The organism is Pseudomonas sp. S2_B10 (assembly GCF_054668425.1).
This window is the reverse complement of sequence record NZ_CP162768.1, coordinates 3,074,549-3,089,190: the sequence shown is the minus strand read 5'-3', so window position 1 is coordinate 3,089,190 and position 14,642 is coordinate 3,074,549. Positions and strand designations below refer to the sequence as shown.

Genomic DNA, 14,642 nt, shown 5'->3' with positions numbered 1-14,642 from the left:
CCTATTAATAGAACGCCTGCAGACCGGTTTGCGCACGCCCGAGGATCAGCGCGTGAACGTCATGGGTACCTTCATAGGTATTCACCACTTCAAGGTTGACCAGGTGACGGGCCACGCCGAACTCATCGGAGATGCCGTTACCACCGAGCATGTCGCGCGCCATCCGTGCGATATCCAGCGATTTGCCGCAGGAGTTGCGCTTCATGATCGAAGTGATTTCAACGGCGGCGGTACCTTCGTCCTTCATCCGGCCCAAGCGCAGGCAACCTTGCAGTGCCAGAGTGATCTCGGTCTGCATGTCGGCGAGTTTCTTCTGCACCAGTTGAGTCGCGGCCAACGGTCGACCGAATTGCTGACGATCCAGAGTGTATTGACGCGCGGTGTGCCAGCAGAACTCGGCCGCGCCCAGTGCGCCCCAGGAAATGCCGTAGCGTGCGGAATTGAGGCAGGTGAACGGACCTTTCAGACCACGGACGTCCGGGAAGATGTTTTCTTCCGGCACGAAGACGTTGTCCATGACGATCTCGCCGGTGATGGAAGCGCGCAGGCCGACCTTGCCGTGAATCGCCGGAGCGCTCAGGCCTTTCCAGCCTTTCTCCAGAACGAAACCACGGATGTCGCCAGCATCGTCCTTGGCCCAGACCACGAATACGTCAGCAATCGGGCTGTTGGTGATCCACATCTTCGCGCCGGTCAGGCTGTAGCCGCCATCGACCTTGCGCGCCCGGCTGATCATCGCGCCCGGATCGGAACCGTGGTTCGGCTCGGTCAGACCGAAGCAACCGATCCATTCGCCGGAAGCCAGTTTCGGCAGATACTTCTGTTTCTGTGCTTCGGTACCGAATTCGTTGATCGGCACCATCACTAGCGAGGACTGCACGCTCATCATCGAGCGATAGCCGGAGTCGACGCGCTCGACCTCACGGGCAATCAGGCCATAACTGACGTAATTCAGACCACTGCCACCGTATTGTTCGGGAATGGTCGCACCGAGCAGGCCGACTTCACCCATCTCGCGGAAGATTGCCGGGTCGGTCTTTTCATGACGGAAAGCTTCGAGCACACGCGGGGCGAGACTCTGTTGAGCGAACTGCGCGGCGGTGTCGCGGATCATCCGCTCTTCTTCGGTGAGCTGTTGATCCAGCAGCAGGGGATCGATCCAGTTGAAGCTAGCTTTACCGCCCATGAGTGTGCCCTCGCAATCGGGTGAATTAACGTGGCATTGATCCTAGGCGCGGTTCGCCGTCGGAGCAAACGAGGATTTCGCATTCTGTTGTGCTAATTTCTCACTCCGTACCGTCGCGAATAGCCTTTTATGCGGCGCATTAGTGAGGTTGACGTACATGCGCAGGAAGATCCCCAGCACCGCCGCCCTGATCAGTTTCGAAGCTGCCGCCCGCCATGAGAGCTTTACCCGTGCTGCTGAAGAACTGTCGCTCACCCAAGGCGCCATTTGCCGACAGATCGCCAGCCTGGAAGATTTCCTCAGCGTGGAACTGTTCCGACGCTCGCGACGTGGAGTGAAACTGACCGAGGCGGGTCTTTCCTACAGTCGTCGGGTGGCGACTCAGCTTGATGTGGTGGAGCGCGACACCCTCTCGGTAATGGGCCAGCAGGGCACCAACGTCATCGAGCTCGCAGTCGTCCCGACCTTCGGCACGCAATGGCTGCTGCCACGGCTCAAGGATTTCCAGCTCAAGCACCCGGAAGTGACCGTCAACCTGACCAACCGCACCCGGCCGTTCCTGTTTGCCGACACCGAATTCGATGCCGCGATCTACTTCGGCGATGCCGATTGGTCGGGTACCGAATCCCACAGATTGATGGGCGAGAATCCGATGCCGGTGTGCAGCCCCGCCCTACTCGGCGATCACACGCAGCTGACAGCGCAAGCCATCGCCGAGCTACCGCTGCTGCAGCAGACCACCCGACCTTACGCCTGGCGCCAATGGTTCAACTCGCAGCAATTGAATATCCCTCGCGACATGACAGGTCCACGCTACGAGCTATTCTCGATGCTTGCCCAGGCAGCCATGCACGACATGGGCGTTGCGCTGATTCCGCCGTTTCTGATTCAGCGCGAGCTGACAGAGAAACGTCTGGTGGTTGCCAACTCTCAAGCGCTTTCCAGCATCAAGGCCTATTACCTGATGATTCCGGAGCGAAAGGTCGAATCGGCATCGCTGAAGGCATTTCGTGACTGGCTGGTAAATCAGGCGCAGAGCTACAGCCTAGAAGAATAAAGGCTTTGCGCAATACCTAACCTCGTAGTCAGAAAAACCAAAGCCCTACAGATATAACTATTTGTCGCTTCTGAGCAGACTGTATCCGAAAGTCGTACAGACGTCCCACAAGCTGCCAAACACGTGGCTTTGAGCCTCTAACGGCGACTCATTGCTGCCTATTCACGCCACCGATGCGAATTTTTTTCAAATTCAGCCAGAATCCTTGCAGGGCACGGCCTGCAAGGGGTTCAACTGGCCATCTGCGACATTCGGTCACGGCATGACTTGTAGTTAATTTTCCGTCACCCGTCATAATCCCTTGAAGGGCATAAAGTTCGCCTGCAAAATGCCGCGCCCCGCCCTGATTCGGCGGGATCGTGCTGATCGGCCGCCCCAGTCGCACCATCCGTAGTGCATGGGTTTACTCAATAAGATCACGCAGGAGATTTGACGTGCACATTGGTGTTCCTCTCGAAACCCAGACCGGTGAAACACGGGTTGCTGCAACCCCGGAAACCATCAAGAAGCTGATCAGCCAAGGCCATAAGGTCACTGTGCAAAGCGGCGCTGGCGTCAAAGCCAGTGTCGTCGACAGTGCCTATGAAGCGGCCGGCGCAAGCATTGGCAGCGCCAATGACGCGTTTGGCGCCGAGCTGATTCTCAAAGTGGTCGCGCCAAGCGATGCCGAACTGCCGCTGATCAAGCGCGGCACGGTGCTCGTGGGCATGCTCAACCCGTTCAACAACGAGACCATCGCGAAGATGGCCGAATGCGGCATTACCGCATTCGCCCTCGAAGCGGCGCCGCGCACCTCGCGGGCGCAGAGTCTTGATGTGTTGTCGTCGCAGGCGAATATCGCCGGCTACAAAGCGGTGTTGCTCGCGGCTCACTATTACCCACGCTTCATGCCGATGCTGATGACTGCTGCGGGTACCGTGAAAGCGGCGCGGGTGCTGATTCTTGGCGCGGGCGTGGCCGGTTTGCAGGCGATTGCCACAGCGAAACGCCTGGGTGCGGTGATCGAAGCGTCCGACGTGCGTCCAGCGGTGAAGGAACAGATCGAATCCCTCGGCGCCAAGTTCGTCGACGTGCCTTACGAGACCGATGAAGAGCGCGAATGCGCCGTCGGTGTCGGCGGTTACGCGCGGCCGATGCCGGCGAGCTGGATGCAGCGTCAGGCCCAGGCTGTGCACGAGCGCGCCAAGCAGGCCGATATCGTCATCACCACCGCGCTGATTCCGGGCCGCAAAGCGCCGACGCTGCTCAGCGCCGAGACCGTGGCGCAGATGAAGCCGGGCTCGGTGGTCATCGACCTCGCGGCCGCTCAGGGTGGCAACTGTCCGCTGACCGTCGCCGATCAGGTCGTTGTGGAAAACGGTGTGACGATCGTCGGTCCGACCAACCTCGCCGGTGAAGTCGCTGCCGATGCTTCGGCGCTGTACGCACGCAACCTGCTGGACTTCCTCAAGCTGGTGTTCACCAAGGAAGGCCAGTTCGACGTCAACCTCGAAGACGACATCGTCGCCGCGTGCCTGATGTGCCGCGACGGCCAAGTCATCCGCAAAAACGCCTAAGCAGGGATTCAGACGATGGAAGAGCTTATCTCCCCCGGTATCTACAACCTGATCATCTTCGTGCTGGCGATTTATGTCGGTTACCACGTGGTCTGGAACGTTACGCCTGCGCTGCACACGCCGTTGATGGCAGTCACCAACGCGATCTCGGCGATCGTGATCGTCGGCGCCATGCTCGCTGCTGCGCTGACCGTCACGCCGCTGGGCAAAACCATGGGCACGCTGGCCGTGGCACTGGCGGCAGTCAATGTGTTTGGTGGCTTCCTGGTCACTCGCCGCATGCTTGAGATGTTCAAAAAGAAAGCCCCGAAAGCAAAAGAAGAGGCGCCGAAGTAATGAGCATGAATCTCGTGACGACGCTCTACCTGATCGCGTCGATCTGCTTTATCCAGGCCCTCAAAGGCCTGTCCCACCCGACCACCTCGCGGCGCGGCAACCTGTTCGGCATGCTTGGCATGGCGCTGGCCATCATCACAACGGTCGGCCTGATCTATAAGCTCGGGGCTGAGCTCGCTACAGCCGGTATCGGTTACGTCATCGTTGGCCTGCTGGTCGGCGGCACCGCCGGTTCGATCATGGCCAAACGCGTTGAAATGACCAAGATGCCGGAACTGGTAGCGTTCATGCACAGCATGATCGGCCTCGCGGCGGTGTTCATTGCCATTGCGGCAGTGGTTGAGCCGCAGTCGTTGGGTATCGTTAAACAGCTGGGCGATGCGATCCCGGCGGGCAACCGTCTGGAGCTGTTCCTCGGTGCGGCAATCGGTGCGATCACTTTCTCCGGTTCGGTGATTGCCTTTGGCAAGCTCTCGGGCAAGTACAAGTTCCGCCTGTTCCAGGGCGCACCGGTACAGTTCAGTGGCCAGCACAAGCTCAATGCGATTCTGGGTCTGGCAACGCTGGTTCTCGGTCTGACTTTCATGTTCACCGGCAACCTTACGGCGTTCGCACTGATGCTGGCCCTGGCGTTCGTGATGGGCGTGCTGATCATCATCCCGATCGGCGGCGCCGACATGCCGGTGGTGGTGTCGATGCTCAACAGCTATTCCGGCTGGGCGGCGGCGGGCATCGGTTTCTCGCTGAACAACTCGATGCTGATCATTGCCGGCTCGCTGGTGGGTTCGAGCGGTGCGATTCTCTCGTACATCATGTGCAAGGCGATGAACCGCTCCTTCTTTAATGTACTGCTCGGCGGTTTCGGCAATACGGCAGATGCAGGTCCTGCCGGTGCGCAGGAAGCCCGCCCGGTGAAATCCGGCTCGGCGGATGACGCGACTTTCCTGCTGACCAACGCCGACACCGTGATCATCGTCCCGGGTTATGGCTTAGCAGTAGCGCGTGCACAACATGCGCTGAAGGAGCTGACCGAGAAGCTGACCCATCGCGGCGTGACTGTGAAGTACGCGATCCACCCGGTGGCCGGTCGGATGCCTGGGCATATGAACGTCCTGCTCGCCGAGGCCGAAGTGCCTTACGACCAGGTGTTCGAGATGGAAGACATCAACTCCGAGTTCGGTCAGGCCGACGTGGTGCTGGTGCTCGGCGCGAACGACGTGGTCAACCCGGCCGCGAAGAACGATCCGAAGTCACCGATTGCCGGCATGCCGATTCTCGAAGCGTTCAAGGCCAAGACCATCATCGTCAACAAGCGCTCGATGGCCAGCGGCTATGCCGGTCTGGACAACGAATTGTTCTATCTGGACAAGACCATGATGGTTTTCGGCGACGCGAAGAAAGTCATCGAAGACATGGTCAAAGCGGTCGAGTAATCACCCGTTGCAATAACGAACGCCCCGACTTGTCGGGGCGTTTTTGTTTGCGCCAGACGCTGGACAATTTGCCGCGTTGTTGCAGATCCGGTAACGGTGTTTTACTGCAAACCCGCGAAATAGAGGCCTCGTTTGCGACCTTGGTAGCGGGACAGGCGCCGGCCAAATTCACTAGACTGCGCATCCTGCTACTCGTTGCCCGAGATAATAATCCATGTACCGTGACCGTATTCGCCTGCCTTCGTTGTTGGACAAAGTGATGAGCGCTGCCGACGCTGCCGCTCTGATTGAGGACGGCATGACCGTCGGCATGAGCGGTTTCACCCGCGCCGGCGAAGCCAAGGCCGTTCCCCACGCACTGGCCGAGCGCGCCAAGGTCACGCCGCTGAAGATCAGCCTGATGACTGGCGCCAGCCTGGGCAACGACCTCGACAAGCAACTGACCGAGGCCGGCGTGCTGTCGCGGCGCATGCCGTTTCAGGTCGACAGCACTTTGCGCAAGGCGATTAACGCCGGCGAAGTAATGTTCATTGACCAGCATCTCTCGGAAACCGTAGAGCAACTGCGCAACCAGCAATTGAAGCTGCCGGACATCGCCGTCATCGAGGCAGTCGCCATCACCGAACAAGGCCATATCGTGCCGACCACGTCGGTGGGCAACTCGGCCAGCTTCGCGATCTTCGCCAAACAAGTGATCGTCGAGATCAACCTGGCCCACAACGCCAACCTCGAAGGCCTGCACGACATCTATATCCCGACGTACCGCCCGACGCGGACGCCAATCCCGCTGGTGAAAGTCGACGATCGCATCGGCAGCACGGCGATCCCGATTCCACCGGAGAAGATCGTTGCGATTGTCATCACTCAGCAGTCGGACTCGCCGTCCACAGTATCGGTACCGGACGTTGATACCAACGCCATTGCCGAACACCTGATCACCTTCTTCAAGCAGGAAGTCGCGGCCGGGCGCATGACCAACAAGCTTGGCCCACTGCAGGCCGGCATCGGCAACATCGCCAACGCGGTGATGTGCGGCTTGATCGACTCGCCGTTCGAAGACCTGACCATGTACTCGGAAGTGCTCCAGGATTCGACTTTCGACCTGATCGATGCCGGCAAGCTGAGCTTCGCCTCGGGCAGTTCGATCACCCTGTCCGAGCGCCGCAACAGCGACGTGTTCGGCAACCTGGAGAAGTACAAGGACAAACTGATTCTGCGGCCGCAGGAGATCTCCAATCACCCGGAAGTGGTGCGGCGCCTGGGTATCATTGGCATCAACACCGCGCTGGAGTTCGACATCTATGGCAACGTCAACTCCACCCATGTCTGCGGTACGCGGATGATGAACGGCATCGGCGGTTCCGGCGACTTCGCACGCAATGCGCATCTGGCGGTATTCGTGACCAAGTCGATCGCCAAGGGTGGCGCGATTTCCAGCGTGGTGCCGATGGTCAGCCACGTCGACCATACCGAGCATGACGTCGACATCCTGGTGACCGAGGTCGGGCTGGCCGATTTACGCGGCCTCGCGCCAAGGGAGCGTGCGCGAGTGATCATCGACAACTGTGTGCATCCGGACTTCCGCCAGGCACTGAATGACTACTTCAGCGCTGCCTGTGCAATCGGCGGTCACACCCCGCATATTCTGCGCGAAGCCCTGAGCTGGCATATGAACCTGGAAGAAACCGGGCGCATGCTGGCGGTGTGATTCACACAGATAACCACCGAGGCAAACACAGTTTTGCATCGGTGGATGCCCGCGAGAAGCAGGATCGCAAAAAACTGTACTGCTGTACCGGTCTTTTCCTACAGCAAAGCCCTACTCAATCCCCTGATACGAGCTCAAATGCACCATTCAAGTGCAGACAGGTACAGTTTGCCCAATTTCGACCCGTACACCATCCATAAACAGTTAACTGCTCACTCACAATACAAATGAACTGTATCTACAGAGACTAGGCAAACGAGAGGATCATGGGCACCAGTCAAACCACTACCTGATCCCGCCACAAGCGGAAGGATGTCAACCATGGAACGTACACTCAGTTCCGAACTGTTCTTCGAAGACAAAGCTGTAAACACCCAGGCTTCCCTGCCTCTGCGCGTTATTGCCAACCTGATGTTGTGGCAGCGCCGCATCTCCAGCCGCCATCAACTGGCCCGTCTGGATTCGCGTCTGCTGGCCGACGCCGGTATCAGCGAAGCACAACGCTACGAAGAGCTGAGCAAGCCGTTCTGGCGCTAAGTAGCGTCGCTGGCTCTGGTCGTCAGACCCACCGCCAGCAACCCGAATTGCACAAGCAAAACCCGTCGTGGGCAACCACGACGGGTTTTGTCGTTCCATCGCCTTGAATGCTCTAAAACGCATAACTGAACGAGCACAGGTACAATTTACGAAATCATCAAATAACACCAGTACAGTTATGCAGAACCTTTAGGAGTATCAATAGCCACCACTGGGCGAACCGGATTTGGCAGCCTAATATTCATGCAGAACGTGGCGAACGTTGCGCAACAGGCGTCTGACTCCTCAGATACCGAGCCACCTCTCACTACGGTTTATCCAAAGGAGTTACATCATGACCCGTCTTCGCCTGCTCAGTGCCGCCGCCCTGCTGGCCGTGGCTGCCAACGCCAGTGCTACCAGTTTCATCGTGACCACCGACTCGATCGTCGGCGCGCTGAAAGCCACTTCCGACGCCACTTCCGATGTGACCTCCTCGTTCCGTGACGACAAGATCGTCCTCGCCGCCCGCGACGATGCCGCCAGCTTCGTGGCCAGCGAAGGCGATATCCGTGGGGTGAAGCTGGAAAGCGCGCTCGATCACATCCGCCATCAGGCGCCACAACTCAATGCCACCGATGCCCAATTGGCTCAGGCCATTCTGACGCTCTGATCGCTTGCGGTATTGCGGGACACGCCAGCCGTGTCCCGATGTTTCAACGCTGGCTCTGGCCCGGGCATTTGCGCTAGCCTTCAGGCTCGCTAACAGTTGTCGAGTCCCATGCGCTTTCTTCCAACTTTGCTCATCTCTTCCACTCTATTCACCGCCTGCTGGGCGATGTCTGCCAACGCCTTCGATGCTTTCAATGCATCGACCCAAGGCACGGTTGTCAGCGGTTACGCCACCAGCATGGTGTCTTCTGCGCCGTTCGACCGTAAACTGCTGCGCGCCGCCCATGATGACGCGGCCGCCTTCGTCGCCAGTGACGGTGAATGGCGAGGCGCACGGCTGGAGTCCGCGCTGCATTACCTGCGCAAAACCCGGCCGAAACTTCATGCCAGCGACCTTGAACTGGCAGAGGCAATTCTCGTCCAATAGTTATCCTTGTCCTTCCGGAGTCGTTCCATGCGTAGCCCGCTGATTGCTGCCGCCCTTGGCCTGTTTGTGTTGGCCGATGTGGCCCAGGCGCACACCCTGGTAGCCACCAGTAACATCATCGTTCGTGCCTCCCAGCGCAGCATCGATTTCACTTCCGATACCACCACGTCGATTCGCGATTCGAAAATCATCCGCGAAGCCCACGACGACGCCGCCAGTTTCGTCGCCAGCAACGGCGACATCCGTGGCGCGCACCTCGAAGCCGCTCTCAACACCTTGCGTACACGGGTGCCGGAAGCGCGCGACGCCAGTGACCAGGTACTCGCCGAAGCCATCCTCGCACTGTGAGGTCCGTTGGCGCCTGGCTGCTGGCCGGGGCGTTGTTGCTGCTTGGCAACAGCGCCCACGCCGGCCTGCAATTGCGGCTCAAGACCGAGGGTCTGAGCCCCGCTCAACAACAGGCCAGTCAGGCGCTGATTGATGAGGCCATGGCGAAACTGCCGCCGAGCTTCATCGAGCGGCTGGATCGGCGTATCGATGTCGGCTGGACCGACGACATGCCGGCCAATGCTTACGGGCAGGCGACGCTGGTTGCCGAACTTGATCTGAATCGCAAGCTTCTCGCAGCTCTCACCGATGGCAGCGCGGCGAAAGAGAAAACCAATCGCCCCCACGGCACTGTGCGCCAGGAACTGCTAGCCACAGTGCTGCACGAAATCACGCATATCTACGACCGCGCGCGTTTATGGCCAAGCGCCGAACGCACGTTGATCCAGCGCTGCACCCGACGCTTCAACAGCGCCGGGCTGATCGGTATTCCCGATGAGTGTCGCGGGCAGAACGGTCGGCGCTTCACCATCAGCGATGACCCGCGCCTGCTTGACCTCGCCGGGTGGCAGCAATACGTCGGCCGCCGCGGCGAGCGTGAACAACACAACCGGCAGATCGCGCGCAGCCCGGACCTCTACGAAATTTCCAGTCCCAAGGAATTTGTCGCGGTCAACATGGAGTACTTCCTCCTCGACCCGAGCTACGCCTGCCGCCGCCCGGCGCTGTATCGCTACTACAAGGAACATTTCGGCTGGGCGCCGCCAGCGCAGGACACCTGCAGCAAGAGCTTTGCCTTTCTCAATGCAGGCAATGACTTCGCCAAGCAGCCTCTGGGGCAAGTCGATCCGGAGCGCGTCTACGCTGTCGATTACCTGCTGGCCGAAGCCAATCAGAACTGGGTCAGCCGCTGGGGCCACAGCATGTTGCGCCTGGTGATCTGCGCCCCCGGTCGCCCGCGTGGCCCGGATTGCCGCCTCGACCTCGACCAGCACCTGGTGCTGTCCTATCGCGCCTTCGTTGGCGATGTGCAGCTGTCGAGCTGGGACGGACTGGTCGGCAAATACCCGTCGCGGCTGTTCGTGTTGCCGCTGGCACAGGTGATCGACGAATACACCAAGACCGAGCTGCGCAGCCTCGCTTCAGTGCCGCTGAACCTGTCTCGCGAGGAAATCGAAGGCGTGGTCGAACATGCCGCCGAGATGCACTGGAGCTACGACGGCAACTATTTCTTCCTGTCCAACAACTGCGCGGTAGAAGGTTTAAAACTGTTGCGCAGCGGCAGCAACAACAGCCAACTGGTCGGCCTCGACAGCATCATGCCCAACGGCTTGCTGGAAGTGCTCAAGGGCCGTGGTCTGGCCGACACCAGTGTGCTCGACGATCCGAAAGAAGCGCTGCGTCTGGGTTACCGCTTCGACTCGTTCCGCGATCGCTATCAAGCGATGTTCGATGTATTGAAGAAGCAGCTGCCGATCAAGCAGACCACTGTCGAAGACTGGCTGTCACTCAGCGCTGAGCAACGCCGCGAATGGTTCGACCGCGCCGACCTGCGCACCAGCGCGGCGCTGTTGCTGCTGGAGCAAGCCAGTTTCCGCCGGCAGTTGTTGCTGGCCCAGGACGAGGTCAAGCAACGCTACCTCGGCGCCCGCGAGCTGGAGAACGGCGGCATGGACAAGGCCAACGCGACCTTGCAGGAAATCCTCGCCAACAGTGGTTTCCTCAGCCGCCCGGCGGAACTGCTCGACTCCAAAGGTTACGGACTACCGCAGCCGAGCGAGTTTGGCCGACTGGAAGCGGAAAGCAGCCAACGGCAGAAGAAGCTGCTCGCCCTGTCCGGCGACCTCGATACTGAAGTGCGCAAGCTGCTCGAACCCAAGCGCGCCGCCGAGATTGCCGCCAGCGAGGCCAACGTGAAACAGATTGGCGAGCATCTGCGCAAACTGCACAAGGCTTCGGGCGGACTGCAATTGCCCTGAGCACAAAAAAAGGCTTCAGAACGCCTGTTCTGAAGCCTTTTTGATTTCCCCTGCGGCTTTAGACGCGAGCCTTGCGCACGCCTTGGGACAGCGCCGAACACAGACTCAACACGCCATCGATGGCCTGCTCAGGCGTATCGGCACTGGCGATGTGATCGATCAACGCCGAGCCCACCACCACACCGTCAGCCAGACGCGCGATGGCCGCAGCCTGCTCCGGTGTACGGATACCGAAGCCAATGCTGATCGGCAGGTCGGTATGCCGACGCAGACGCGCAACCGCCTCTTCCACGTGTTCCAGAGTCGCTGCACCGGCGCCGGTGACACCCGCGACCGACACGTAGTAGACAAAACCGGAACTACCGTTGAGCACACGCGGCAGGCGCGCGTCGTCGGTGGTCGGCGTGGTCAGGCGGATGAAGTCCAGGCCAGCAGCCTGCGCCGGGTCGCACAGCTCTTCGTTGTGCTCTGGTGGCATGTCGACCACGATCAGGCCATCGACGCCGGCATCCTTGGCTTCTGTGATGAAACGCTCGACGCCGAATTTGTGGATCGGGTTGAAGTAACCCATCAACACCAGCGGCGTGTCGCTGTTGCCTTCACGGAATTCGCGAACCATTTGCAGGGTTTTCGCCAGATTCTGTTTGGCGCCCAGTGCGCGGATATTGGCCAACTGGATCGCCGGGCCATCGGCCATCGGATCGGTGAACGGCATGCCCAGTTCGATCACGTCGGCACCTGCCGCCGGCAGGCCTTTGAGGATTGCCAGCGAAGTGTCGTAGTCAGGATCGCCAGCGGTGACAAAGGTCACCAGCGCGGCGCGGTTCTGTTGCTTGAGGTCGGCAAAGCGGGTTTGCAGGCGGCTCATCAGTGTTTCTCCTGCTGCGACTGTTGCATATGGTGCATTACGGTTTGCATGTCCTTGTCGCCACGGCCCGAGAGGTTGACCACCATCAGGTGATCCTTCGGCAGCTTCGGTGCACGTTTGAACACTTCGGCCAGGGCGTGAGCGCTTTCCAGGGCAGGGATGATCCCTTCCAGACGGCAGCATTTGTGGAACGCTTCAAGCGCTTCGTCGTCGGTCACCGAGGTGTACTGGACGCGGCCGATGTCATGCAACCAGGCGTGTTCAGGGCCGATGCCCGGATAGTCGAGGCCAGCGGAAATCGAGTGGGCGTCGATGATCTGCCCATCGTCGTCCTGCAGCAGGAAGGTGCGGTTACCGTGCAGCACGCCCGGCACACCGCCGTTCAGGCTGGCCGCGTGCTTGCCGGTTTCGATGCCGTAACCGGCGGCTTCGACGCCGATGATCTCCACGCTCTTGTCATCGAGGAACGGGTGGAACAGGCCCATGGCGTTGGAACCGCCACCGATGCATGCCACCAGACTGTCCGGCAGACGACCTTCCTGAGCCTGCAGCTGATCGCGGGTTTCCTTGCCGATGACGGCCTGGAAGTCGCGGACCATTGCTGGATAAGGGTGTGGGCCGGCCACAGTGCCGATCAGATAGAAAGTGTTGTCGACGTTGGTCACCCAGTCACGCAGGGCTTCGTTCATCGCATCCTTCAGGGTGCCGGTGCCAGCCACCACCGGAATGACTTCAGCGCCCAGCAGCTTCATGCGGAAGACGTTGGCCTGCTGACGTTCGATGTCGGTGGTGCCCATGTAGATCACGCAGTCCAGACCGAAACGCGCAGCGACGGTGGCCGTGGCCACGCCGTGCATGCCGGCGCCGGTCTCGGCGATGATGCGCTTCTTGCCCATGCGCCGCGCCAGCAGGATCTGGCCGATGCAGTTGTTGATCTTGTGCGCGCCGGTGTGATTCAGCTCTTCACGCTTGAGGTAGATCTTGGCGCCGCCGCAGAACTCGGTCAGGCGTTCGGCGAAATACAGCGGGCTCGGACGTCCGACGTAATCACGCTGGAAGTAGGCCAATTCTTCTTTGAATGCCGGATCTTCCTTGGCCGCTTCGTATTCGCGGGCCAGGTCGAGGATCAACGGCATCAGGGTTTCCGCTACATAACGGCCACCGAACGCACCGAACAGGCCGTTGGCGTCAGGGCCGTTACGCAGATCAGAGGTGTTCGAAGTCTGGGTCATGGGTCGCTCCAGGTGAATTCGGTCAGAAGACAATGACGACCACTCTACCCCTGACTTTCCAGGCTGAAAACCGATAAGATCGCCGCAACCTGTCAGGAAAACTCACAGATACCATGAGCCACGACCTTCCCCCGCTCAATGCCTTGCGCGCCTTCGAGGCCACCGCCCGTCTGAACAGCGTCAGTCAGGCTGCCGAGCAGCTGCATGTCACTCACGGCGCGGTCAGCCGCCAGCTGAAAGCGCTTGAAGAACATCTCGGCGTGAGTCTGTTCGTGAAGGATGGGCGCGGCTTGAAACTCACAGATGCCGGCGTGCGTCTGCGCGATGCCAGCGCTGAGGCGTTCGATCGCTTGCGCACTGTTTGTGCGGAATTGACCCAAAGCACTGCCGATGCGCCGTTCGTGCTTGGTTGTTCGGGGAGTCTGCTGGCGCGCTGGTTCATTCCGCGCCTGGGGCGGTTGAATGCCGATTTGCCTGATCTGCGACTGCACCTGTCGGCCGGTGAAGGCGATCTCGACCCTCGGCGCCCGGGACTCGATGCGCTATTGCTGTTCGCCGAGCCACCGTGGCCGGCCGATATGCAGGTCTATGAACTGGCGGCGGAACGCATCGGCCCGGTGATGAGCCCGTTATTCAGTGGTTATCAGAACCTGCACGACGCTCCTGGCGCAGAATTGCTCAAGCAGCCCTTGCTGCACACCACCTCTCGCCCGCAAGCCTGGCCCAGCTGGGCGCAGCAAAACCACCTCGATCCCAAGGCGTTGAAGCTCGGGCAAGGTTTTGAGCATTTGTATTATTTGCTGGAGGCGGCTGTTGCAGGTCTCGGCGTGGCAATCGCACCGGAGCCGTTAGTAACTGAAGACCTGAAGGCGGGTCGCCTGGTTGCGCCGTGGGGCTTCTGCGAAACCCCGGCGCAACTGGCGTTGTGGCTACCCAAGCGCGCCGCGGACGGGCGCGCCCGGCAACTGGCGCAGTGGCTCAAAAACGAGCTGCGCCAGCCTGATCACTCACCGCGCTTGAACAAAAAGTAGGCAGCGAGCAGACCGATTGCACCGACAGCCACGCCAGCCGTGGTCCATGGGTGTTCCTGCGCATAGTCACGAGTGGCAATGCCGGTCTCGCGGGTTTTCACTTTGACTTCTTCGTACGCGTCGCTGAGCAGATGACGGGAATGTTTCAGTGCACTTTCGGCATTGCTTTTCAGCGCCTTGAGGGTCTTGCGCGACTCGTCCGAAGCATCGTCTTTCAAGCTTTCCAACGATTTGAGCAGACTCTCGATCTCGGCTTCCATGCTTTGCAACGAGGCTTTACGTAAAGAGGTGTTGGCCATGGTGGCTCTCCTGCA

Annotated in this window: 15 protein-coding genes; 11 read left to right on the top strand and 4 right to left on the bottom strand. The window is 59.9% G+C overall.

The features are described from left to right. Nucleotides 1-4 precede the first annotated feature (4 nt). A complete protein-coding gene (locus tag AB4O45_RS13955) occupies nt 5-1,186 on the bottom strand; it encodes an acyl-CoA dehydrogenase (protein ID WP_024015035.1) in 1,182 nt (393 codons plus the stop codon). A gap of 157 nt (nt 1,187-1,343) precedes the next feature. Here AB4O45_RS13955 and AB4O45_RS13950 point away from each other — a divergent pair, with 157 nt between their 5' ends. The 10 genes from AB4O45_RS13950 to AB4O45_RS13905 all read left to right on the top strand — a co-directional run bounded on the left by AB4O45_RS13950 (nt 1,344) and on the right by AB4O45_RS13905 (nt 11,197). Next, complete coding sequence (locus tag AB4O45_RS13950; protein WP_460160201.1) at nt 1,344-2,243, top strand: LysR family transcriptional regulator; 900 nt, start codon at nt 1,344-1,346, stop codon at nt 2,241-2,243. 434 nt (nt 2,244-2,677) lie between these two features. Further along, nucleotides 2,678-3,799 (top strand): Re/Si-specific NAD(P)(+) transhydrogenase subunit alpha, encoded by a 1,122-nt coding sequence (locus AB4O45_RS13945; protein ID WP_041476446.1) that lies wholly within the window; start codon nt 2,678-2,680, stop codon nt 3,797-3,799. 15 nt (nt 3,800-3,814) lie between these two features. Next, nucleotides 3,815-4,135, top strand: coding sequence for an NAD(P) transhydrogenase subunit alpha part 2 (locus AB4O45_RS13940; RefSeq protein ID WP_003220416.1), 321 nt, complete (start codon nt 3,815-3,817; stop codon nt 4,133-4,135). Then, nucleotides 4,135-5,568: an NAD(P)(+) transhydrogenase (Re/Si-specific) subunit beta gene (locus AB4O45_RS13935; RefSeq protein WP_041476447.1), complete on the top strand. Its 1,434-nt coding sequence runs from the start codon at nt 4,135-4,137 to the stop codon at nt 5,566-5,568. Before AB4O45_RS13940 ends, AB4O45_RS13935 begins: the two co-directional genes overlap by 1 nt. Nucleotides 5,569-5,782: 214 nt before the next feature. Beyond that, entirely contained in the window at nt 5,783-7,276 is a 1,494-nt protein-coding gene (locus AB4O45_RS13930; protein WP_071173986.1) for an acetyl-CoA hydrolase/transferase family protein, read from the top strand. 321 nt (nt 7,277-7,597) lie between these two features. Beyond that, nucleotides 7,598-7,813, top strand: coding sequence for a DUF1127 domain-containing protein (locus tag AB4O45_RS13925; RefSeq protein WP_007911656.1), 216 nt, complete (start codon nt 7,598-7,600; stop codon nt 7,811-7,813). 334 nt (nt 7,814-8,147) lie between these two features. Beyond that, nucleotides 8,148-8,465 carry a DUF2388 domain-containing protein gene (locus tag AB4O45_RS13920; protein ID WP_016772298.1) on the top strand — a complete coding sequence of 106 codons (318 nt, stop codon included), beginning with the start codon at nt 8,148-8,150 and terminating at the stop codon, nt 8,463-8,465. A gap of 108 nt (nt 8,466-8,573) precedes the next feature. Next, nucleotides 8,574-8,891, top strand: a complete 318-nt coding sequence (locus AB4O45_RS13915) for a DUF2388 domain-containing protein (protein ID WP_056791311.1) — start codon at nt 8,574-8,576, stop codon at nt 8,889-8,891. Between the two features lie 27 nt (nt 8,892-8,918). Then, the gene (locus tag AB4O45_RS13910; protein WP_041476450.1) at nt 8,919-9,239 is read left to right on the top strand and encodes a DUF2388 domain-containing protein; all 321 of its coding nucleotides are present in this window, start codon (nt 8,919-8,921) and stop codon (nt 9,237-9,239) included. Beyond that, nucleotides 9,236-11,197, top strand: coding sequence for a DUF7844 domain-containing protein (locus tag AB4O45_RS13905; protein ID WP_315435052.1), 1,962 nt, complete (start codon nt 9,236-9,238; stop codon nt 11,195-11,197). Before AB4O45_RS13910 ends, AB4O45_RS13905 begins: the two co-directional genes overlap by 4 nt. Before the next feature lie 58 nt (nt 11,198-11,255). Here the strand turns inward: AB4O45_RS13905 and trpA are convergent, their stop codons facing one another. Both trpA and trpB read right to left on the bottom strand, forming a co-directional pair. After that, the gene (trpA, locus tag AB4O45_RS13900; RefSeq protein ID WP_252868560.1) at nt 11,256-12,065 is read right to left on the bottom strand and encodes a tryptophan synthase subunit alpha; all 810 of its coding nucleotides are present in this window, start codon (nt 12,063-12,065) and stop codon (nt 11,256-11,258) included. Then, nucleotides 12,065-13,297: a tryptophan synthase subunit beta gene (trpB, locus tag AB4O45_RS13895; protein ID WP_016772302.1), complete on the bottom strand. Its 1,233-nt coding sequence runs from the start codon at nt 13,295-13,297 to the stop codon at nt 12,065-12,067. The genes trpA and trpB overlap by 1 nt, the downstream gene beginning before the upstream one ends. Before the next feature lie 113 nt (nt 13,298-13,410). On the opposite strand from trpB, the gene AB4O45_RS13890 reads away from it, so the two are divergent. After that, a complete protein-coding gene (locus tag AB4O45_RS13890; RefSeq protein WP_252885102.1) occupies nt 13,411-14,328 on the top strand; it encodes a LysR family transcriptional regulator in 918 nt (305 codons plus the stop codon). On the opposite strand, the gene AB4O45_RS13885 is transcribed toward AB4O45_RS13890, so the two are convergent. Beyond that, complete coding sequence (locus AB4O45_RS13885) at nt 14,301-14,627, bottom strand: ElaB/YgaM/YqjD family protein (RefSeq protein ID WP_039757078.1); 327 nt, start codon at nt 14,625-14,627, stop codon at nt 14,301-14,303. The genes AB4O45_RS13890 and AB4O45_RS13885 overlap by 28 nt on opposite strands. Nucleotides 14,628-14,642 lie beyond the last annotated feature (15 nt).

Coding starts and splice junctions, on each gene's coding strand:
- AB4O45_RS13955 (WP_024015035.1), bottom strand. CDS start 1,186: ATGGGCGGTAAAGCTAGCTTCAACTGGATCGATCCCCTGCTGCTGGAT.
- AB4O45_RS13925 (WP_007911656.1), top strand. CDS start 7,598: ATGGAACGTACACTCAGTTCCGAACTGTTCTTCGAAGACAAAGCTGTA.
- AB4O45_RS13940 (WP_003220416.1), top strand. CDS start 3,815: ATGGAAGAGCTTATCTCCCCCGGTATCTACAACCTGATCATCTTCGTG.
- AB4O45_RS13915 (WP_056791311.1), top strand. CDS start 8,574: ATGCGCTTTCTTCCAACTTTGCTCATCTCTTCCACTCTATTCACCGCC.
- trpA (WP_252868560.1), bottom strand. CDS start 12,065: ATGAGCCGCCTGCAAACCCGCTTTGCCGACCTCAAGCAACAGAACCGC.
- AB4O45_RS13920 (WP_016772298.1), top strand. CDS start 8,148: ATGACCCGTCTTCGCCTGCTCAGTGCCGCCGCCCTGCTGGCCGTGGCT.
- trpB (WP_016772302.1), bottom strand. CDS start 13,297: ATGACCCAGACTTCGAACACCTCTGATCTGCGTAACGGCCCTGACGCC.
- AB4O45_RS13950 (WP_460160201.1), top strand. CDS start 1,344: ATGCGCAGGAAGATCCCCAGCACCGCCGCCCTGATCAGTTTCGAAGCT.
- AB4O45_RS13935 (WP_041476447.1), top strand. CDS start 4,135: ATGAGCATGAATCTCGTGACGACGCTCTACCTGATCGCGTCGATCTGC.
- AB4O45_RS13885 (WP_039757078.1), bottom strand. CDS start 14,627: ATGGCCAACACCTCTTTACGTAAAGCCTCGTTGCAAAGCATGGAAGCC.
- AB4O45_RS13890 (WP_252885102.1), top strand. CDS start 13,411: ATGAGCCACGACCTTCCCCCGCTCAATGCCTTGCGCGCCTTCGAGGCC.
- AB4O45_RS13910 (WP_041476450.1), top strand. CDS start 8,919: ATGCGTAGCCCGCTGATTGCTGCCGCCCTTGGCCTGTTTGTGTTGGCC.
- AB4O45_RS13930 (WP_071173986.1), top strand. CDS start 5,783: ATGTACCGTGACCGTATTCGCCTGCCTTCGTTGTTGGACAAAGTGATG.